Origin of the sequence: Butyrivibrio sp. AE2015 (assembly GCF_000420825.1) — a bacterium.
Classification (GTDB): domain Bacteria; phylum Bacillota; class Clostridia; order Lachnospirales; family Lachnospiraceae; genus Butyrivibrio.
Genome location: NZ_ATVR01000013.1, coordinates 58358 through 78902, shown reverse-complemented (window position 1 = coordinate 78902; position 20545 = coordinate 58358). Strand labels below are relative to the sequence as shown.

General features: G+C 40.5%; 14 protein-coding genes. 8 read left to right on the top strand and 6 right to left on the bottom strand.

What is annotated here, in order from left to right:
• The first annotated feature begins 1 nt into the window (after position 1).
• Both G585_RS0108450 and G585_RS0108445 read left to right on the top strand, forming a co-directional pair.
• Positions 2-1600: an extracellular solute-binding protein gene (locus G585_RS0108450; RefSeq protein WP_022774333.1), complete on the top strand. Its 1599-nt coding sequence runs from the start codon at positions 2-4 to the stop codon at positions 1598-1600.
• 29 nt (positions 1601-1629) lie between these two features.
• Positions 1630-3951 carry a glycoside hydrolase family 31 protein gene (locus G585_RS0108445; protein ID WP_022774332.1) on the top strand — a complete coding sequence of 774 codons (2322 nt, stop codon included), beginning with the start codon at positions 1630-1632 and terminating at the stop codon, positions 3949-3951.
• A gap of 41 nt (positions 3952-3992) precedes the next feature.
• On the opposite strand, the gene G585_RS0108440 is transcribed toward G585_RS0108445, so the two are convergent.
• Complete coding sequence (locus tag G585_RS0108440) at positions 3993-4598, bottom strand: TetR/AcrR family transcriptional regulator (RefSeq protein WP_022774330.1); 606 nt, start codon at positions 4596-4598, stop codon at positions 3993-3995.
• Between the two features lie 251 nt (positions 4599-4849).
• On the opposite strand from G585_RS0108440, the gene G585_RS17620 reads away from it, so the two are divergent.
• The gene (locus G585_RS17620) at positions 4850-6967 is read left to right on the top strand and encodes an efflux RND transporter permease subunit (protein WP_051142975.1); all 2118 of its coding nucleotides are present in this window, start codon (positions 4850-4852) and stop codon (positions 6965-6967) included.
• Positions 6968-7139: 172 nt separating this feature from the next.
• Positions 7140-10064, top strand: a complete 2925-nt coding sequence (locus G585_RS0108430) for a hypothetical protein (RefSeq protein WP_022774328.1) — start codon at positions 7140-7142, stop codon at positions 10062-10064.
• 97 nt (positions 10065-10161) lie between these two features.
• Here G585_RS0108430 and G585_RS0108425 read toward each other — a convergent pair whose 3' ends face one another.
• The 5 genes from G585_RS0108425 to G585_RS0108405 all read right to left on the bottom strand — a co-directional run bounded on the left by G585_RS0108425 (position 10162) and on the right by G585_RS0108405 (position 15211).
• On the bottom strand, positions 10162-11343 hold the full coding sequence (locus G585_RS0108425) for an aldo/keto reductase (protein ID WP_022774326.1): 1182 nt from the start codon (positions 11341-11343) through the stop codon (positions 10162-10164).
• 83 nt (positions 11344-11426) lie between these two features.
• On the bottom strand, positions 11427-12968 hold the full coding sequence (locus tag G585_RS0108420; RefSeq protein ID WP_022774325.1) for an alpha-amylase family glycosyl hydrolase: 1542 nt from the start codon (positions 12966-12968) through the stop codon (positions 11427-11429).
• A gap of 109 nt (positions 12969-13077) precedes the next feature.
• A complete protein-coding gene (locus G585_RS0108415) occupies positions 13078-13611 on the bottom strand; it encodes a hypothetical protein (protein ID WP_022774324.1) in 534 nt (177 codons plus the stop codon).
• A complete protein-coding gene (locus G585_RS0108410) occupies positions 13608-14717 on the bottom strand; it encodes a DUF6765 family protein (RefSeq protein WP_022774323.1) in 1110 nt (369 codons plus the stop codon). The genes G585_RS0108415 and G585_RS0108410 overlap by 4 nt, the downstream gene beginning before the upstream one ends.
• Positions 14717-15211, bottom strand: coding sequence for a hypothetical protein (locus G585_RS0108405; RefSeq protein WP_022774321.1), 495 nt, complete (start codon positions 15209-15211; stop codon positions 14717-14719). Before G585_RS0108405 ends, G585_RS0108410 begins: the two co-directional genes overlap by 1 nt.
• A gap of 186 nt (positions 15212-15397) precedes the next feature.
• Between G585_RS0108405 and G585_RS0108400 the strand changes: the two genes are divergently transcribed.
• The 4 genes from G585_RS0108400 (at position 15398) to G585_RS0108385 (ending at position 20542) form a co-directional block, all read left to right on the top strand.
• Entirely contained in the window at positions 15398-16108 is a 711-nt protein-coding gene (locus G585_RS0108400; protein ID WP_022774320.1) for a response regulator transcription factor, read from the top strand.
• 59 nt (positions 16109-16167) lie between these two features.
• Entirely contained in the window at positions 16168-17166 is a 999-nt protein-coding gene (locus tag G585_RS0108395) for a sensor histidine kinase (RefSeq protein ID WP_026663879.1), read from the top strand.
• A gap of 104 nt (positions 17167-17270) precedes the next feature.
• Positions 17271-17966 (top strand): ABC transporter ATP-binding protein, encoded by a 696-nt coding sequence (locus tag G585_RS0108390; protein ID WP_022774317.1) that lies wholly within the window; start codon positions 17271-17273, stop codon positions 17964-17966.
• Positions 17963-20542, top strand: a complete 2580-nt coding sequence (locus G585_RS0108385) for an ABC transporter permease (protein ID WP_022774316.1) — start codon at positions 17963-17965, stop codon at positions 20540-20542. Before G585_RS0108390 ends, G585_RS0108385 begins: the two co-directional genes overlap by 4 nt.
• The last annotated feature ends 3 nt before the right edge of the window (positions 20543-20545 follow it).

Sequence of the window (20545 nt, the reverse complement as noted above, 5' to 3'; positions counted from 1 at the left end):
AATGCGAAGAAAGTTTAATTTGGTAGCGGGAGCACTGGCACTGACAACAATGCTCGTTGGTTGCGGACAGGCAGCCGAAACAGCAACAACATCTGACAGCACTACCACAGCAGCTGCGGTAGCAGAACAGGGAGCCGGAGCTGATGCAGCTTCTTACGAAGTAGCAACTGTAAGATGGGCTGATTGGGGAGAGGATTACCACACAGGATTCCCTGATCAGGCAGCAGGCGAAGCTGGAATAACTGTAAAGTGGGATACTATCCTTAATTCAGACTGGGGTGACAAAAAAGCAGTTCTTTTAGCTGGAGGAGATCTTCCTGACGCATTTATGGGTTCAATTTGTTTCTCAGAGTCAGATGTCCTTACAAACACAGGATCATTCATAGCTCTTGATGATTATATTGATGAGTATATGCCAAACTTTAAGAGCATCATTGAAAGTGATCCTACAATGAAGGCTCTTGCTACTTCTGCAGACGGACATATCTATGGACTTCCATCTAAAAAGCCCTGCAGACCAACAGTAGCAAACCAGATGTTTATCAACAAGAAATGGCTTGATAATCTGGGACTTGAAGTACCACAGACTTATGAAGAGTTTGAAAAGGTTCTTGTAGCCTTTAAGGAAAACGATGCTAACGGAAATGGGGATCCTAATGATGAGATTCCTTTCGGACAGGGCTATGCTGATTCAGTTATGTTCTTCTGCCTTCCATTTGGAACAACACTCGGCGCAGATGGAACATACATGATGGCTATCCAGAATGGTGAGCCTGTATATCTTCCTGTGACAGAAGGTTATAAAAAAGGTGTTGAATGGATGCATGAGTGCTTTGAAAAGGGACTTATTGATCCTGAGCTTTTCACAGAAGATACTTCAATGCGTGATGCAAAGCTTATGAATGAGACACCTATCATTGGTGTAGCTCCTGGTTGGACAGCAGATGCAACATTTGGTGCAAATGCCGGAGAGTACGTAGCACTTCCTGCACTATCTGGTCCTGACGGAGAAAAGTACATCTCTTCAGACCCTGAGCATTGGAATTACAGCAGATATGAGTTCGTTGTGACTTCAGCCTGCGAAAACCCTGGCCCACTTCTTGCTTGGGTAGATAAGTTCTACACAGAAGATGCTTCAATCCAGAACTTCTATGGCTCTTTTGGAATCGGTATTGAAAAGGCAGCAGATGGAACATACACAGTACTTGAGCCACAGGATGGTAATTCAGCTGATACATTTGCATGGATCCAGTCACTTAGAGACTTTGGACCAAAGTATGTAGCTGACGGATTTAACGACAAAGTTAAGTATGCAGCTGAAAACGGAGATGCTTCTAAGCTTGCGCTTGATAAGGAACTTAGCAAGTTTGCAAAAGAAGCCTTCCCTAACGTAAGTTATACAAATGAACAGCTCAGCACACTTGCAACTCTTTTCACAGATCTTGACGCATATGTTGCATCAAATCAGGCAACATGGGTTACAGAGGGTGGAATCAATGATCAGTGGGACAACTATATAAAGACATTGGAAACAATGGGATATAACGATTTCATCAAGATCCAGCAGGATGCTTATAATACATACAATTCAAACAAGTAATTTTTTTAGGATATAAGAGGATATATTTAGTGAAGACATATGAGTTTAAACCCATTTGTCCGAAGGAAAACATAATTCAGGGAGCAAGCTTTCGTATCAGTGTTTTGACGGAGAGCTTGCTCCGTCTGGAATATGAGGAAAACGGACATTTTACAGACAATGCAACACAGGTAGTTTTAAACAGAGACTTTCCACAGGTGGATGTGGATATTGTCTGCGACGATGAAGACAAATTGTTATTTAGGACAAAAAGGCTTGAAGTCGAATACGACAAAAAAGCTTTTTCTCCAAAAGGGCTTAAGATAAAGCTTTTAGATAACGGAATTGTCTGGAACTATGGAGAAAATGGATGGAACCTTTTTGGAACCGTGAGAACTCTTGATGAGACCAACGGCGTGGTTTTATATGAGAAAGGTCTTTTTTCAAGAGAGGGATATGCATGGTTCGATGATGGAGAGAGCTGCGAACTTTCTGGGGAGGAGATCTTTGACAGACAAAATCCTGAAAAAGATATTTATTTTTGGGGATATGGAAAGAGATTTAAAGAAGCTTTAAAGGACTTCTACTATTTGTGCGGCAAAGCGCCCATGATTCCAAGGTATGCACTTGGAAACTGGTGGAGCAAGTATGAAAAGTACACAGAAAAAAGCTATCTTGAACTGATGGAACGCTTTGAAAAAGAAAATGTTCCGATTACGGTTGCGGTTATAGATATGGACTGGCATTTGACTGATGTAGGAAGTGAGTACGGAAGCGGTTGGACCGGTTACACATGGAATGAAGAGTATTTTCCGGATTACAAGAGATTTTTAAAAGAACTACATAAAAGAGGAAAAGCTGTTACATTAAATCTTCATCCGGCTGATGGCATCAGAGCTTTTGAGGTTATGTATGACAAAGTGGCAAGGCGCATGGGAATTGACCCTGCAACCAAAAAAGCTGTTGATTTTGATCTTATGGATAAGAACTTTGTAGATGCCTATTTTGAAGAGGTTATGCAGCCTTATGAAGAGGATGGCGTTGACTTCTGGTGGATAGACTGGCAGCAGGGCACTAAGGCAAAGTCCGGAAGTGTAGATCCTCTGTGGATCCTTAACCACTATCACTACTTAGATCAGCTTCGCCGCGGGAAAAGAGCTATGATATTCTCCCGTTTTGCTGGTATTGGAAGTCACAGATATCCCATCGGTTTTTCCGGGGATACCTGCGCTACCTGGATAAGCCTTGATATTCAGCCATTTTTTACTTCAACTGCTTCAAATGTCGGATATGGTTGGTGGAGCCATGACATAGGCGGGCATATGCACGGCGAAGAGGACTGCGAGAGAACCTGCAGATGGGTGCAGTTCGGCGTATTTTCGCCCATAATGAGACTTCACAGTTCATGCAACCCGTTCTTTTTCAAGGAGCCATGGAACCTTCCGGAGCCTATGCGCAGCATAGTGGATGACTTCATGAGACTCAGACACAAAATGATACCTTATCTGTACACTGCAAATTATGAAGCGTACAGAAACGATGAGCCTCTTATGCAGCCTCTTTACTATAACAGTCCTGATTCAGAGGGAGCATACCATTCAAGAAACGGCTACTATTTTGGAAGTGAGCTGATTGTTTTCCCTATCACATCAAAGCTTGATGATGAGCTTATGATGGGAGAAGTCTTAGCCTTTATCCCTGAAGGAAGATGGATAGATATCTTTAACGGAAGAGTTTATGAAGGCGAGAAAATGAGAAAGCTCTACAGGCCAATTGAGCAGATGCCTGTACTTATAAAGGGTGGAGGCATTGTGCCAATGTCCACAGACATCGATGAGGATGTGAATAATCTTCCTTCAAACTTAACGGTTTATCTTGGAGTTGGTGAAGATGGCGAGTACACTCTTTACGAAGATGATGGAAATACCAATGAGTATATGAACGACAACGGAGGCTTTACTAAAATAAGCCAGCACTATGATAATGCTACTGGAAAGCTTGTTGTAAGGATACATCCAGCAACGGGCAAAACAGCTCTTTTACCTGAAAAGAGAAACTATAAATTTGTTCTGTGTGGTGCAGATCCGGTTGAAGGCTTTGACTACGATGAAAAGTCCGGTCAGGTTTATGTGGAACTTGATGGTGTTGAGACATCTGCGGGCGCAGAGATTGTAATAGAAAACGTTACTCTTGGCCGCAATGACCCTAAAAAGGATCTGTTTGATTTCCTTAAGAGATGCAGGTTCAGTTATGACCAGAAGCAGAGAATATATGATGCTTACCTTAGAGGAGAGCTTCAATCTGAGGAAAGTATACGCAGGCTTGATATTTCTGAAAAAATGAAGGATGCGATATTGGAAATACTTAAATAACTAATAAAAATTCCCACAGGGTTTTGACCTGCGGGAATTTTTTAATGTTTTACTGTATGTGTTTCAATGATATTTCTAACTGTTTTTTCAAGATGTGGCTTAAGGTCATTGAGGGATACAGGGTCATTGTACATGATAGAACTGTAACCTGTTGAACCAACAAGCTCTATTATGAGAAAGAGCATTACTTCCGGGTCCTTGAATTCAAGCTCGGACTCTTCAATCATTTTCCTGTATACTTCGCCAAAGTCAACGTCCTCACTGTGAGTAGGTGAAGTGAGTGCTTTTTTGAATACTGCCCATGAAAGGTCTTTATATATGAAAGCAAGAAGTCCTTTGTTGGCTTCAAGCTCATCCAAAACATAGTCCATTATAAATATAAGTCTGTCTTCAAAGCCTTCAATTCCAGCATCTCCGAGAGCCTCATAGGCTTTCATGAAGAGTTGACTTGATTTGTGGGCGATGAGTCTGTTCCTTATATCATATTTATCTTTAAAATAAAGATAGAAGGTTCCCTTGGCAACTCCTGCCTTATTAACGATATCTGAAATGGAAGTCTTGTTTATTCCCTGTGAAGTGAAAAGTTCAAAGGAAGTATTGAGAAGATTTTCCATTTTTAATTTCTTATTATCTGCTGCTTTTCCCATTTTTATATCCTCGTTTCACTAATTCTAACATATGACTAAGTATGCTGCAATCTGCGTAAATTCGCTAAAAAAGCCTCTTCTGACAGGCAATGGATCACTTAATAAATTTTTTATTGAAAAAATATTGACCGTTGGTCATATTCATGTTATACCATAATATATAAAAAATGACTAGCGGTCAATAAACTATTTCATAAAAAATGGTTCCGCTTGAAATAAAAATGAATCAACAAAAAGGGAGGCAGTTTGTTATGAATAAGCTTTCACATTTAATTGTAAAGCTAAGATATGTTATACTGATAGCGGCAATAGCACTTCTTGTTCCGTCCGCGATCGGCTATTTTAACACAAGAGTCAATTACGATATCCTTACATATTTACCGAAGGATATCGAGACCATGAAGGGGCAGGATATCCTGCTTGACCAGTTTGGCACAGGCTCTTTTGTCCTATATGTAGCTGAGGGCATGGAGGAAAAAGATGTTGCGAATCTTAAATCAAAAATCGAAAATGTGGACCACGTTGCAGATGTAATCTGGTACGACTCCGTAATGGATTTGTCGGTTCCAATGGAGATGCTTCCGACAGAAGTCTACGATGCTTTCAATAGCGAAGACGCCACAATGATGTTCGTTGTATTTGATGAAGGAACATCATCAGATGGAACAATGCAGGCCATTGAGGACATCAGAAAGATTTCCGACAAGCAGTGCTTCATGAGCGGCATGAGCGCCATCGTAACAGATACCAAGAACATGGCAGAAAAAGAGACACCTATATATGTAGGAATCGCAGTACTTCTTGCAGTGATAGTTCTTTCACTGACAATGGATTCCTATCTGATACCTCTTTTCTTCCTTTTAAGTATTGGAATGGCAATCGTTTACAACATGGGTACCAACGTCTTTAAAGGAGAGATTTCTTTTATCACCCAGTCACTGAGTGCAGTACTTCAGCTGGGAGTTACACTTGACTATTCAATATTCCTGTGGCACAGCTACCAGGAAGAGCTTGAAAGAAATGATGACAAAAAGGATGCAATGGCAAACGCTATTTCAGCGACATTCACATCAGTTCTTGGAAGCTCAATAACGACAGTTGCAGGTTTTATAGCACTTATGTTCATGAGCTTTACACTTGGACTTGACCTGGGAATTGTAATGGCTAAGGGCGTTATATTTGGTGTTATCGGATGCGTAACAATCCTTCCAAGTATGATACTTGTTTTTGATAACCTCATTGAAAAGACAAAACACAAACCGCTTATGCCTGAGTTTGACAGAATTCCTAAGTTTGTGGCAAAGCATTACCTTGCTTTCCTTGCTATATTCCTTGTACTTTTATATCCGGCAATTTATGGAAATAATCACACAAGTGTTTATTATGACCTGACACAGACTTTGCCAGACAGCCTTGAGAGTGTTCAGGGTGCCAACGAAGTTGATGAGAAGTTTGAGATGAATTCAGCGTACATGCTTCTTGTTGACAAGAACCTGGATTCAGCTTCCATGAATCAGATGGTAAAAGAGCTAAAAAATACAGACGGGATTTTATCAGTACTCGGCACAGATTCATTACTTGGTCCCGCACTTCCAAGAGAGTTCATTCCTGAGGATGCACTTGATAAGCTCGAAAGCGATGAATGGAAGATGGTTCTTTTAACAACTGATTACAAGATAGCTTCTGACGAGATCAATGCTCAGATCACTCAGGTGGACAAGATTGTAAAGAGCTATGATCCAAAGGCTATGGTAGTTGGTGAGGCGCCTTGTACAAAGGATCTGATCAATATTACAAATCATGATTTCAACGTAGTTAACACAGTTTCAATCGGACTTGTATTTTTGATCATTGCCTTCGTACTTAAGTCTGTATCACTTCCATTTATCCTTGTTGCAGTAATTGAGTTTGCTATCTTTGTTAACATGGGACTTCCGTTCTATACAAAGACAACAATTCCTTTCATCTCATCAGTCGTAATCGGAACTATTCAGCTGGGAGCAACAGTTGACTATGCGATCCTTATGACAACCAGATATCTCAATGAGAGAAGGAATGGACATGACAAGAAAGAGGCAACTTTGATAGCTCTTTCAACAAGTATGAAATCAGTAATTGTCAGTGCTCTTTCATTCTTTGCAGCGACATTCGGAGTTGGACTTATCTCAAGTATCGATATGATCGGTTCACTCTGTAACCTGATGGCAAGAGGAGCAATTATCAGTATGTTCACAGTTCTTTTGGTACTGCCTGCTATGTACATGCTCTTCGACTGGGTAATTGTTAAGACGACCATCGGAATGAAGGGCGTTGAGGCAGTTCACCATGAGCACCACCATTTTGGGGATTTTATCCATCACGTGGCATAAGCTGAGAGGACTTGGCGAGGTTTTTTCGAGCCTAGTCCGAACGTGTTCTGGCGAGGCTTTAGCCGAGAGCAGAACTTCATTGTGCTGATAACACTTGCTGAGGTATTTACGAGCCTAGTGAGAATCCCATTAGCTGGGATTAAAAAATAATAATAAAGAGGAGAGATTAGTCATGATCAGAAAAAGTTTAATGAAATCATTTTCAGTTATAATGGCAGCAATGCTTGCTATGATGTCAGTAGCATGCGGAGCCAATACAGTTACAGACGAGACTGCAGCAGTTGAGACACAGGCTGAGTCAGAGATTGAAGAGAGCATGGTGACAAATGCAGCAGTTGCATCAAGCGAGTCTGAGGCAGGCAAGGTTGAGACAGTATATGTTAAGACTGATGCCAATGGTGCGGTAAACGATGTTATCGTAAGCGAGTGGCTCAAGAATGCAGATGCATCAAGCGAGATGTCAGATACAACAGAACTTAAAGATATCGTAAATGTAAAGGGTTCGGAAACTTTCACAGATAACGGTGACGGAACACTTACCTGGAATGCTTCAGGTGCAGACATCTACTATCAGGGAACAACAGACAAAGAGCTTCCTGTTAATATGAAGATCACATACACACTTGATGGAAAAGAGATTTCTCCTGAGGAACTTGCTGGTAAGAGCGGAAAAGTTACAATTCGTTTCGACTATGAGAATAAAGAAAAACAGACTGTAGAAGTAAACGGAAAAGAAATTGAAGTTTACACACCATTTGCAATGGTTTCAGGTATGATGCTTGATTCAGACAAGTTCTCAAACGTAGAGATCTCAAACGGTAAGGTTATTTCAGACGGCGACAACTACGTGGTTATGGGTGTTGCAGTTCCTGGCCTTAAAGAATCTCTTGATATCGATGATGAGAAGTGGGAAGAACTTAACGAAGACGGTGATCTTGATGAGAAACTCACAAATCATTTCGAAGTAACTGCTGATACAACAGATTTCGAACTTGGCATGACGATCACAATGGCAAGTTCAGATATCCTTTCAGACTTTGGCTTAACTGATCTTTCTGATTCAGATAAGCTCGATGACCTTAAGGATGACATGAGTGAGCTTAACGATGGTTCAACAAAGCTTGTTGATGGCAGCAAGGAACTCAAGAATGGTACATCAGATCTTCGCGACGGTGTAACAGAGCTCTACGATGGAACAAAAGAACTTAAAGATGGAACAAAGGACCTGAAGGACGGAACTGGCAAGCTCTATGATGGAAGCGGTTCATTATATGATGGAATTGTAAAATATACAGACGGTGCCGGACAGATAAATGATGGCGCAGCGAAACTTGCTGATGGAGCATCAGCTGCTAAGGATGGTTCCACAAAGCTTAAGGAAGGTCTTGCAAGTGCTAAGACAGGTGCAACAACACTTGCCGCCGGATCAAAACAGTTTAGTGATCTTCTTACAGCAAAGCTTGGCGGATTTGATGAGAAAAAAATAAGTGAATTAACAACAGAGCTTGCAGCATTACAGACTCAGAGAAAAATGTACTATGCAGCATATGAATACCTTATTTCCGGAGGAGAGTGTTCAGATGAGCTTTATAAATTTATAAATGCTCTTGCAGATGGAAAGATTGAAAGCAAAGATCAGCTTGTACAGATGGTCGAAGTCGGAAAAGCTACACTTCAATCAACTTCTACAAAAAATGTTACTACAGAAGAAAATGGTGAAGATCTTGAACAGGATGTAGAAACTGATACAATAACAAATCCTGATAATGATACTGATGACGAAGATCTCGATGAAACAGAAGATACAGAAGAAGTTGAGGAAAATACTAAATCAGCTACAGATACAACTACCACAGATACAACAACTACAGGCACAACCACAGAAACAACTACCACAGATACAACAACATCAGGCACAGCTACTGAAACAACCACAGAAACAACAACCCCTGAGACAACTGAAGGTACAAGTACAACAGATTTAATTGGAGAATCAAAGGTTTCAACTACAGCTACAACAGTTACTCTTAGCTTGGATGATCTTCAGAATGATTCACTTGGCCAGTATTACACAGATGAAGAGATTGCCGCAATGCTTGAGGAGAGCAAGGCCAGTGCGATTGAAACATACCTAAAAAGTGACGAAGGCAAAAAAATGATTGCACAAAAGGCTAGTGAATATTTAGCAACAGAAGAAGGACAGGCTGCAGCATTAGCCGCAATAACAAGTGATCCATCAAAGCTCAACGCATTTCTTTCAAGTGATAGTGGCAAGGCACTGATCAAAAATTATATAGGTAGTGAAGCGGGACAGGCTTCAATACTTGAAATGTTGGATGCCAATACATTGGCAAGTATCATGAAATCTGATAAGGGAATGGCTGCTCTGAAGGCGTACATGGATTCGGATGAAGGAAAGGCTGCTTTAACACCTATCATTATTTCAAAAGCCGCTCCTTTCACATCCTATGGTCAACTTGTAGGTGCTACAAAGGCAGGCTATAAAGCAATTGATCAGGTACTTGCAAAGGTTAAGGAATCAGGACTTGATGTTTCTTCACTTGCTAGCATTCAGGAAGCGGTAGCAGCAGCTAAGCAGATAGCAGACGGTAGCGCAGCTCTTTCAAGTGGTATCAATCAGCTCTATGATGGAGCAGGAACTCTTGAAGATGGTCTTGGACAGCTTAGCAGTGGTGCCTCACAGCTTCATGATGGAACCAAGGAACTTGTTTCAAACAACAGTGCACTTGTTGATGGTGCATATCAGCTCAACGATGGTGCAAGACAGCTTGATGATGGCGCTGGTAAACTTAACGATGGTGCAATTAAGCTTAATGATGGTGTAGGTGAACTCAACGACGGTGCTATCAAACTTGACGATGGTGTTCAGGAACTCCTTGATGGCGTAATCAAGCTTGACGAAGAGGGTATCAAGAAGCTCTACGAAGCATTCGATGGAGACCTTACAGAGTTTGCTGACAGAATGACAGCAATCAAAGAGGCAGGAGAGAGCTACACATCATTCGGTGGTGCAAGTGAGGACGTTGACAGCAGCGTTAAATTCATCATCAAGACAGATGCAATTAAGTCTCTCTAATAATTGATATTTAAGAATAGTTAAAGACTATAAAGAGGATTCTTGTGTAAGCAATATGCTTATCAAGAATCCTCTTTCTAATCTACATCATCAGTATTTACTTTCTAAGCATAAAAGCACGAACAACATTAATACCGATCTTATAGGGAAGTGGACGAAGTACTTTATCTGCTTCCTTTATTTTTTCTCTGATAGGAATGCTCTGAGGACAGTGCTGTTCACATTTTCCACAGCCGATGCACTGAGTGGCGAAGGCTGGATCTTTTTTCAGACCAACAGTCTGTGCATATTCGAACCTTGCTGCAGATTTGCTTTCAAGTGCAGTCATGTTGTAGACCCTGAATAGTGCCGGAATGTCTACTCCTTTTGGACATGGCATGCAGTATCTACAGCCTGTGCAGCCTACAAGTTCTGACTCTGAGATTATTGCTTTTACCTTCTCAATTACTTCAAAGTCATCCCTGGTAAAAGAACCTGCTTTTGCATCGTAAGCAATTCGGCAGTTCTCCTGTACCATCTCTATTGAATTCATTCCTGAAAGAACGCAGGTTACTTCAGGTTGATTCCAAAGCCAGCGAAGACCGTATTCTGCAGGTGAATATCCACTGGGGCTTGTGGCAATAAGAGCTTTTGCCTTCTGAGGAAGAAGATTAACAAGCTTTCCACCGCGGAGAGGTTCCATTATCACAACAGGAATGTTCTTTTCTGCAGCATGTTTAAGACCTGTAACACCAGCCTGTGAGTGTTCATCCATGTAGTTGTACTGAATCTGACAGAAATCCCAATCATAAGCATCAAGAATCTCAATGAAATCTTCAGTGTTTCCGTGATAGGAGAAGCCAATATTTCTGATCTGGCCGCTCTTTTTCTTTTCTTCAATCCATTCTTTTACGCCAAGACCAACCAGTTTATCCCACTGATTGCTGGCTGTCATGTGGTGCATGAGGTAGTAATCCACATAGTCGGTACGAAGCCTTTTAAGCTCTTCATTAAAATATCTGTCTAGAGCATTCTTGCTTCCGACAAGATACTGTGGAAGCTTTGTTGCGATATTTACTTTTTCTCTGATGTGGTTGCGCTCAAGTATTTCACCAAGAGCTGCTTCACTTCCAGGGTAAACATAAGCTGTATCGAAATAGTTTACGCCAGATTCAAAAGCAGTCATTATCTCTTTTTCAGCTTTATCGATGTCAATTCCGGTAGGACCACTTGTAAATCGCATGCAGCCATAGCCTAAAATGGAAATTGGTTCCCCTTTTTTGTTATTCCTATACTCCATAAAAAATCTCCCTTTTGCAATTGATAACAGAAATAAAGAGTTAACAATTTAATTGAGTAAAAGATAACATATTTCAGTATATTTTACAATACATTCAAAATAGCAAAAGACTGAGGAGCCATTTTAAGTTCGTAATCATTAAGTGATACATCACCAATTGAATAGATACACTCGCCTTTGGAAGGAAGCTTCACGTAGGCTTTTTTATCTGATGGATTTATAGCGATAGTCAGCTTACCTCTCTTATACACGAATGGGAAAGACTCTGCTTCAGCATATACTACTTCAAAAGAGCCGTCAGCCTGAAGGTCTTCGTACTTGTGACGAAGAGAAGTGAGCTCTTTTACTGTGTTTAATAGAGAGTTCTTGTCACTTAGCTGATCAGCAACAGTAGGAGCATCATCAGCATTATCAACAGGTAAGTAAAGCTTTGAAGCATCAGCATCTGAAAAACCGTGATTTTTGCTGTTATCCCACTGCATTGGAGTTCTGGTGCCGGTTCTTGTATAGCCGCCTTCCTTGGTTGGAACATCGAGATATCTCATTCCTATTTCATCGCCGTAGTAGATAAAAGGAACGCCGGGAAGAGTCAGAAACATGGCATAGGCAATCTTAAGTTCGTTCATTTCAAGAGTTCTGCGTGGACGAGGGGTGTCGTGGTTGCAAGTGATGAAACTGATGTAGCCATCATTTTTTGTATCGTCATATTTTGGCAGATAATCATTTAAAAAGCGCATGATATCGCCATTTCCGTCTTTCTTAAGGAAGCTGTGGTCACCGCCTTCTGTTTCATAATCGCGAAGAAGCGTATTGTAGCCATTTCCGTGGTGATCAAGGAAAAAGTCAGCATGGAAGCCATATTTGAGAGCCTGACGTGGATTGGACCATTCTGAAATAAGTGCGGCTTCAGGGTATTCTTCATCAAGCATCTGTCGTATGTTTTTCCAAACAGCTCCTGTAGCGGATTTGTTTTCGTCATCATCTTTTACAAGAGAATCGGCCATATCAACTCTAAAGCCGTCGCATCCGTGATCAAGCCAAAAGCGCATGACGTCTTTCATGGCTTCTCTTGTGGCTATACAGTCGGGATGATCAGGTGGAAGCTGCCAATCCTCTGTTCTGTTAAGAAAGCCGTAGTTAAGGGCAGGCTGGCACTTGAAAAAGTTGAGCATGTAACAGCCATTTCTGTCAGCTTCACCGCCAATGTATGGGTGGCCGGCAATTCCCTGGATCCAGTGATGAGTCCAGACATAGCGGTTGGTGTATTCGTTGTCAGTAGCTTTTTTGCTCTCCTGAAACCATGCATGCTCTTCAGATGTATGACCCGGGACGAGATCAAGCAGCACATGAATTCCCTTTTCATGAGCTACCTCAAACAATCTGTACAGATCCTCGTTAGTGCCATAGCGGGGAGCAACTTTTTTGTAGTCTCTTACATCATAGCCTGCATCTTTAAAGGGTGAATCATAGCAAGGATTGATCCAAAGAGCATTGCATCCAAGGTCTTTCACATAGTCGAGCTTTTCAATTATACCCTGAAAGTCTCCGATACCATCCCCGTTGGTATCCTTAAAAGTCTGAGGATATATCTCATAAAAAACAGCATCTTTTAACCAGTTTGGCATTTTGTAACCCTCCAATAATTGTTATAGATTAAAATATATTCAAGTTCCGGTAACGTTTCCATTATACATAAACACTATATCTTTGTAAATTGGAGCGCAGAAATAATTACTACTGGATATATACTAAAGTGGTCTTCTTAAATCCTGCGGCAATGTAAGTGATAGCAGTGTACATAAGGCCAAGACTGTAAATGATGACTGCAGTGCTCTGATTTCTTACGAAAATGATGCAACAGACAGCCAAAGTAATGCTGACAAGTCCATGGGCAAGATTTTTTCTCCAGCTTTTTGCTCCATACAGATGGGCTTCCTTGGCTCGCAGAATCTCGACAAAACCCTGAAAAGCGTGAACCAAAGCGAGGTAGATAAGAATATATACTTTCGGAATATCGGCAAAAGAAAATGTGAGGAAGGCAAAGTCAACTAAGATGACCCCCTTATATAGCACAAGTCTGCCACCGACCATGTATTTTGCCATTGTGAAGTAGTATATGAGAGTTTTTAAACCTGAGATAGAAAGACTTAAGGTTAAAAGCAATAAGACAAAAACGTAGGAATCACTCCCGACAATAAGCATGACGGCTGCAATGATGAGGGTGATCAGCCCACGGAGTATAGAACTGAATTTTTGCATATAGGTCATAACTTGTTCCTCACTTCAAAACGTGAAAAGCCTGCAAGCATGTTTTTTGACTGATAGATCTTGTTTGAGACCATTGTTTTCTGTGACAATGCACCGTTTATAAAACGTCCTATGAATGTGTCCTTTTTCACATCTTTATCGGCCTTTATGTACTCGTCCTGGTACTTTGCAAGGTCAAATGCGGGAATTTCTTCTCCGGATAATTCTTCTCCAAATTTTTCCCAGTCTTCACATGCGTTTAGCTGCCTTTTTTCCAGGATTTCCATGATCTTATTCCCATATTTTTCATGGACTTCAGTGTCATATACCTCTTTTTCAAAATTATCGATCTTACCGCCAAGGTACTTCATTGCGGTTACCATTTGGAGAAACGCATTCATGTAGTCCTTAGGATTGTCTTTATAGACATCCCTGTATTCATTCCAGGAAGGGTAATACCTGTATCTGGCAAAAGAATAATCGGGGAAATGCCCTGCGCGCCCGTGTCCGAGGTTCATTACAGAATTCTCATTGCCCTGATGGAGAGTGTTGGTGTAGAGGCATTTCTCAAGATCATCAGGTGTTGAAGGGCTGTGCCTGAAGGTAATCCTTTTTTCTATAGTAGAGCCATTTTCAGTGAGTATTTCAAAGAAGTCGCGGTCAGTATTGTTGATGACCTGAGAAGGTGTTCCTGCAAAGTACATATGAGCCCAGGTGTCTGCGAGAACATGCATGGCAATACCAATGTGCTGAAGAGAAGTATCCTTTGCGTTTTTTACGGTATCTACGACTAAATCGCCGTTAGGACCGCATATTAGCCGGTATTTATTCATGTAGCGCTTATTGCGTTTTTCCTTTTGTGCATAGAGATCTTTGGGTAAAAAATGAAATGATGCCCAGATCCTTGTGATGTTCTGGAGGCCCAGAAGGTCTGTCCTTGCCTCCATCATTTCAAGCTGAAGCTGAGTTGTGGCAGCAATCTGTGGGGCACCTATTCTGGCAAGAAAAGTTGCGGAACACAGATCGACCAGTTGGGCACTGTAACATATATCAAGGCTTTCTTCGTGGGAGAAACCTGCAAGGAAAGCTGCGCAATATGTGGCATAGTAATGAAAATCTTCCTGCATTATTTTCCGGACCTTTCTATATTTTTTAACAATTTTTTCAGTTTTATTGTTGAAGCATTCAGGTCAAAGAGACATATACATAAAGTTAGATCAACGAAAAACGATACGATTGTTGAATCTTCTACGGAATCTTCTGTCGGATAAAAATACAGAGGTAAACAAACGAAGTTGATAACAAGCAGTAAAATTGTCCAGATTAAAAAACGGGTTTTCGAACTTTTTCCATGGGCATATCTGATGGCGCCAAGCCCAACGATAAAATGGAAAAAAAGAATGCCTCCAAACGCGACAAAAAGAAAGACTAAAATAAAAATCCTCAGCTGATCATATTCTTCCCTGGAAATATCGAGCATGGACATTAGCGTTTGTGCGCCGACTGCAAGAGACATCAGAAATTTAAGAAGTCCCCATAATCCTGACATTATCAGCACGATGCCGCCAGTTTCAATGTTTGTACGATATTTTTTTAGTTGAACTTTTATATCTTCATTCATATGATTAGTCTTTCCTGAAAAAGAAAATTAACAATATTCCGTCATTATTATTCTATACCTTTTTTCAAAAGAATATAATTAAATGAGTGTAAAACAGATCATAAGTGCTATTCTTATTTCAGATATATCTATTATAATATATACGGTTTTAGCATTTCTTAGTTACTTTAGCGTTACGGGGGTTGTATGAGATTATTATTACTTGAAGATGATGATGCTATAGGAATGGGGCTTAAGTACTCTTTGGAAAAAGAGGGTTATGAGGTCGTTTATGTAAAAAATAAGATGCAGGCCATACAGTCTTTCGAAGTCGGTACCTATGACCTGTGCATATTGGACATTAACCTTCCGGATGGAAACGGATATGATGTCTGCAGGTTTATAAAGGAAAAAGAAGATGTTCCCGTAATTTTTCTTACAGCAATTGATGCAGAGGTCAATGTTGTCATGGGACTCGAAATGGGAGCAGATGACTATGTGTGTAAACCTTTTAGAATAAGTGAACTCATGGCCAGAATAAAGACAGTCCTCAGGCGAAGTGGCAGAAACAGAGACGCAGAATCTGCTAGCAATGATGGTATTTTGGAAATACAGGATGTGCGTATCCATACTTCTGAAGCCAAGGTTGGCATAGTTAGTGAGACTACAGGAAAAGAAAATATGGTAGAGCTTACTGCTTTGGAATACAGACTGCTCCTTGCTTTTTATAATAACAGGGGAAATATTATGACGAGAGGAAAGCTCCTTGAAGACATGTGGGATGTCAACGGAGACTTTGTTAATGACAACACTCTTACGGTTTACATAAAAAGACTTAGGGATAAAATAGAAAAGGACCCTTCAAACCCACAGATCATAAAAACGGTAAGGGGCATGGGATATATTGTAGAAAAATAGTTAAGTAGCAAAACAACTGATCAATGCAGCTTAGAAGACTTGAAGACAGAGGGATTGGTATGCTAAAAAACAAAGAATTCAGAATGATGGTTAGTATAGCGATTGTTATAACAATGGCCATTTCTATATGCGGATATGCACTATGCGGTATACCCGCATTTATTATGTCAATTCTATTGGGCGGATCATTGACGGTGATCTTTATTATAACCACGAAAAAGAGATATGAAGCAATTTCTTCTCTTAGTTCATATCTTGAAAAGGTTCTTGCAGGCTTAGAAGCGGCCAATATCCTTGATCAGGAAGAGGGGGAGCTTTCTCTTCTTAAGACCAATATCTATAAGGCAACCTCTACATTGCAGTATCAGAAAGATCTTTTGACAAAAGATAAGATGGCACTTGCAAATGCTATTGCAGACATCAGTCACCAGCTTAAAACACCACTAACATCCATGATAGTAATGAACGATCTCTTAAAGACAGAGGATGATAAAGACAAGCGCATGGAGTTTTTGCAGACCCAGTCCAATCAGCTTGACAGGATGAGCTGGCTTATCCAGACACTTTTAAAGCTCTCTAAGATTGATGCTGGAACAATAGAGATGAAAACGGAAGAGGTCAGAGCAGATGACTTGATGAGGGAAGCTATAAAACCTTTCGGGATTCAGATGGATCTAAGGAATATCAGATATGGCACGAATATAACGAATGTTTTGCTAAAATGCGATAAGAACTGGACTGTAGAAGCTATACAGAACATAGTAAAAAACTGTATCGAACATATGGAAGATGGTGGGGAACTACAGGCTTTTACAAATGAGACCAATATATTTACTGAAATAGTAATAGAAGATACCGGCTGTGGAATTGCAGAGGAAGACCTGCCTCATATATTTGAGCGCTTCTACAAAGGAAAAAATGCCGGTAAGGACAGCGTGGGAATAGGACTTGCCCTTTCGAAAACCATCATAAACAGTCAGCATGGAGATATTCTGGTGGCTAGCACACCCGGCAAGGGAACTAAGTTCAATGTGAGATTTTATAAGACAATTATCTAATGTGACAATTTTGTAATGAAATAGTCACAAGGCAGTAATACTGGAGTTTTAATCTGTTCTCAGATAAAAAATAGAGTTTGTTTGAGAAGGGAGACAAAAGAAAAATGAATATTTTGGAAATCAGAAACCTTTGCAAAGTATATGGAAATGGAGAAACGAGAGTCGATGCCCTTAAAGACGTTTCTTTTGATATAGAGCAAGGGGAATTCGTGGCGATTGTAGGGCCTTCAGGCTCCGGTAAGTCAACGCTTTTGCATATTTTAGGAGGCGTTGATGTACCATCCTCAGGTGTTGTCAACATAGCAGGAACAGATATTGGAAAGCTAGATGAAACAAAACTTGCTATTTTCCGCAGAAGAAACATAGGACTTATATATCAGTTTTACAATCTTATTCCAATACTAAATGTGGAAGAAAACATGACGCTCCCCATTTTGCTTGATGGTAAGAAACCGGATAAAAAGCTTTTAAAAGATCTTGTGGAAAAGCTTGGGCTTAAGGACAGATTATCACATCTTCCCGGACAGCTTTCAGGAGGACAGCAGCAGAGAGTTTCCATTGGAAGAGCTCTTATGAATCATCCGGCACTGCTTCTTGCAGATGAGCCAACAGGAAACCTTGATTCGGAAAATAGCAGGGAAATCATATCTCTTTTGCGCAAATTCAATAAAGAGAACAATCAGACTGTTATAATCATTACTCATGATGAAAAGATAGCTCTTTCTGCAGACAGAGTTATAACAATTGAAGATGGTCAGATTACCCGTGATTCCAAGAAAGAAGGGGTGATGGCATCATGAATATTGTATCAAAACTCACCTTGAAGCACCTTTTTGGAAACAGGAAAAGAACTATTGTAACTGTGCTTGGGATAGCTACATCCACAGCACTTATCAGCGCTATAATCCTTGGAGTGTTCTCTTTTTTTAAGTTTTTTGGAACCATAGCCGTTCGCTCTGACGGAAATGTACATGCCGAGTTTGACGAGGTAAGCTACGAGCAGTTTTCCTCTCTATCTCAGGATAAAAGAATTGCCATAGCAGGCGTTTGTGAGATGGAAAAAGAACAGAGCGGCATAAGGCTCATAAATGATAAAGAGTACAGATTCAGAGTGGGAAATATCCAGCATGCTGATGAAAACTATCTTTCTATGGCGGTTGTAACTGATTATGAGGGCGCTCTTCCAAAGAATTCTTCGGAAATTGCTGTGGAGGAGCAGTTCCTCATAGATAATGGCCTTGAAAACCTTAAAATAGGGGATTCACTTACTTTTGAACAGGGCTATAGATATATAAATGATGAACTTGAAGGCTTTCTTTACCTTGGAGGCAATTATCGCTCAAATGAGAAGTTTGAGACGCTTTCAACCGAGACATGTACAGTAACAGCAATCCTTCATGGGAATATGCCAACAAAAGACTGGGATATACTTCGTGGCCTGGACAGTGATTTTTATCCTGATACTGAAAAAGCGCAGGTGTTCATTCAGCTAAAAAAATGCAACACCACTGCAATAAAGCAGCTTAAGAGCATTGTTTCGTATTATGGAATTAAAAAATACAGCCTGAACACAGAGTACCTGCTGAGCGTTTTTTCATTTGAAGGAAGTGCCGGAACTTACAGATCTTTTTTTGTAATGATGGGCATAGCACTTGCAATTGTAATTGGAACTTCGGTCATTCTTATCTTCAATTCTATCGGAATGTCATTGACAGAGAGAATGCGCTATCTGGGAATGCTTGCAAGTGTGGGTGCTACAGCAAGGCAAAAGAGATTTTCTATTTATTATGAGGGACTAGTTCTGGGATTTGTAGGCATCCCTTTGGGGCTTTTGCTGGGATATATAGGAACTAAAATAACGCTTGATATTCTTGGCGAAAAGATCATTGAGTCGGATATGCTGTTTGCTGCCAAGGGAATGAGTGGTGGAATACCTATAGTTTGTGACATCAGTGTTTTGGCAGCAATTGTATTTTTTGCAGCGATAACAATAATGATCTCAACTTTTGTCCCGGCGATAAGGGCTGCAAAAGTCATGCCAATAGATGCGCTCAGGCAGAACAACGTTATTAAAGTTAAGGCAAGAAAGCTCAAGGTAAACCCTCTTATAAGGAGAATCTTTGGATATGAGGGAGAACTTGCCTACAAGAATATAAAAAGAAATGGCGTAAAAGGGAAGGTTATTACTGTAACTATCGCAGTGTCGGTTATCCTGTTCCTGGTTATTAATTTCTTTTGCAAATCAATTGAAAGAGCTAATAAATTTGAATTCCAGATTCCATATCAGATAGTAGCGTCTTGTTCACTTTCTGAGGAAGGCAAGCTGCGAAACGCTCTTAAAGATATGGAAGGTGTTGATGATGTGTACAGCGTCAGCATGATTCAGTTTCTTTTCAAAAAAGGCCCTGATTCTAAGACTGAACTTGCTAATACAGATATTGCTGACCCGAAGTTTCTTTTGCCTGAGTTCTCAAAACTTGACTTGGTGGGAATGTTTGTCTTGGCAATTGATGATCAGGAATTTGATAAGATACTTGCTGACAACGGACTTGAGCGGGATGACTATTATCAGGATACTTTGAAAGGCGTGCTGCTAAATGACTTTTTCCACGAAAAGAAACCAAGCGAAGTGTTTAATGATGAAATTTTGGGCCAGTCTTTACACTACGATAAGACACAGGGGTATCCGCCGGCTGTGGAAATACAAGCTTTTGTGAAATATGATGCCGACAATAAGGTTTACGATCTGGTTCCTAAGACCAATATAGCTGTCTATGTACCGGCATCTATGTATTTTTCCAAGGCAAAAGAGGTGCTTCCTGAGGAAAAACTGGTTGTAGATCTGGGAGTTGAAACGACTGATCACAGGGAAGTTTACGACAGAATATACCAAATGTTTGAGGGTGAGGGATATCACAATTACTATTGTTCTGACCTGACCGATACAGCCATGGTAATGGATACGGTCACTTTGATGCTTAAGACTGCAATGTATGGGTTCACTGCGCTTTTGACGCTCATTGCCATAGCAAATATTGTAAACACCATATCAACGGGAGTGCTCCTTAGGAGAAAGGAGTTTGCTATGTACAAGTCAGTAGGCCTTTCAAGTGGCGGTTTTAAAAAGATGATAAGACTTGAGACAATGCTCTATGGCATAAAGGCACTCATGTTCGGAATCCCGGCATCTATCGTGCTCAGCCTATTGATGTATAACGTATTTGAGAGCAATCTTTTTACATTTGATCTGGACTGGCTTATGTATCTGATCGTGATAGCTGCAGTATTTGGAATACTTGGAATCAGCATGGCGCTTAGTGTTAATAAGATAAAGGATGACAATATCATAGAGGCACTGAAAGAGGATTCAGTGTAAAAC

What these genes read in the sequence shown, in the direction of transcription:
- G585_RS0108405 (WP_022774321.1), bottom strand. Translation starts at nt 15,211, where the DNA reads ATGAATGAAGATATAAAAGTTCAACTAAAAAAATATCGTACAAACATT.
- G585_RS0108400 (WP_022774320.1), top strand. Translation starts at nt 15,398, where the DNA reads ATGAGATTATTATTACTTGAAGATGATGATGCTATAGGAATGGGGCTT.
- G585_RS17620 (WP_051142975.1), top strand. Translation starts at nt 4,850, where the DNA reads ATGAATAAGCTTTCACATTTAATTGTAAAGCTAAGATATGTTATACTG.
- G585_RS0108425 (WP_022774326.1), bottom strand. Translation starts at nt 11,343, where the DNA reads ATGGAGTATAGGAATAACAAAAAAGGGGAACCAATTTCCATTTTAGGC.
- G585_RS0108430 (WP_022774328.1), top strand. Translation starts at nt 7,140, where the DNA reads ATGATCAGAAAAAGTTTAATGAAATCATTTTCAGTTATAATGGCAGCA.
- G585_RS0108420 (WP_022774325.1), bottom strand. Translation starts at nt 12,968, where the DNA reads ATGCCAAACTGGTTAAAAGATGCTGTTTTTTATGAGATATATCCTCAG.
- G585_RS0108450 (WP_022774333.1), top strand. Translation starts at nt 2, where the DNA reads ATGCGAAGAAAGTTTAATTTGGTAGCGGGAGCACTGGCACTGACAACA.
- G585_RS0108410 (WP_022774323.1), bottom strand. Translation starts at nt 14,717, where the DNA reads ATGCAGGAAGATTTTCATTACTATGCCACATATTGCGCAGCTTTCCTT.
- G585_RS0108415 (WP_022774324.1), bottom strand. Translation starts at nt 13,611, where the DNA reads ATGACCTATATGCAAAAATTCAGTTCTATACTCCGTGGGCTGATCACC.
- G585_RS0108440 (WP_022774330.1), bottom strand. Translation starts at nt 4,598, where the DNA reads ATGGGAAAAGCAGCAGATAATAAGAAATTAAAAATGGAAAATCTTCTC.
- G585_RS0108395 (WP_026663879.1), top strand. Translation starts at nt 16,168, where the DNA reads ATGCTAAAAAACAAAGAATTCAGAATGATGGTTAGTATAGCGATTGTT.
- G585_RS0108390 (WP_022774317.1), top strand. Translation starts at nt 17,271, where the DNA reads ATGAATATTTTGGAAATCAGAAACCTTTGCAAAGTATATGGAAATGGA.
- G585_RS0108385 (WP_022774316.1), top strand. Translation starts at nt 17,963, where the DNA reads ATGAATATTGTATCAAAACTCACCTTGAAGCACCTTTTTGGAAACAGG.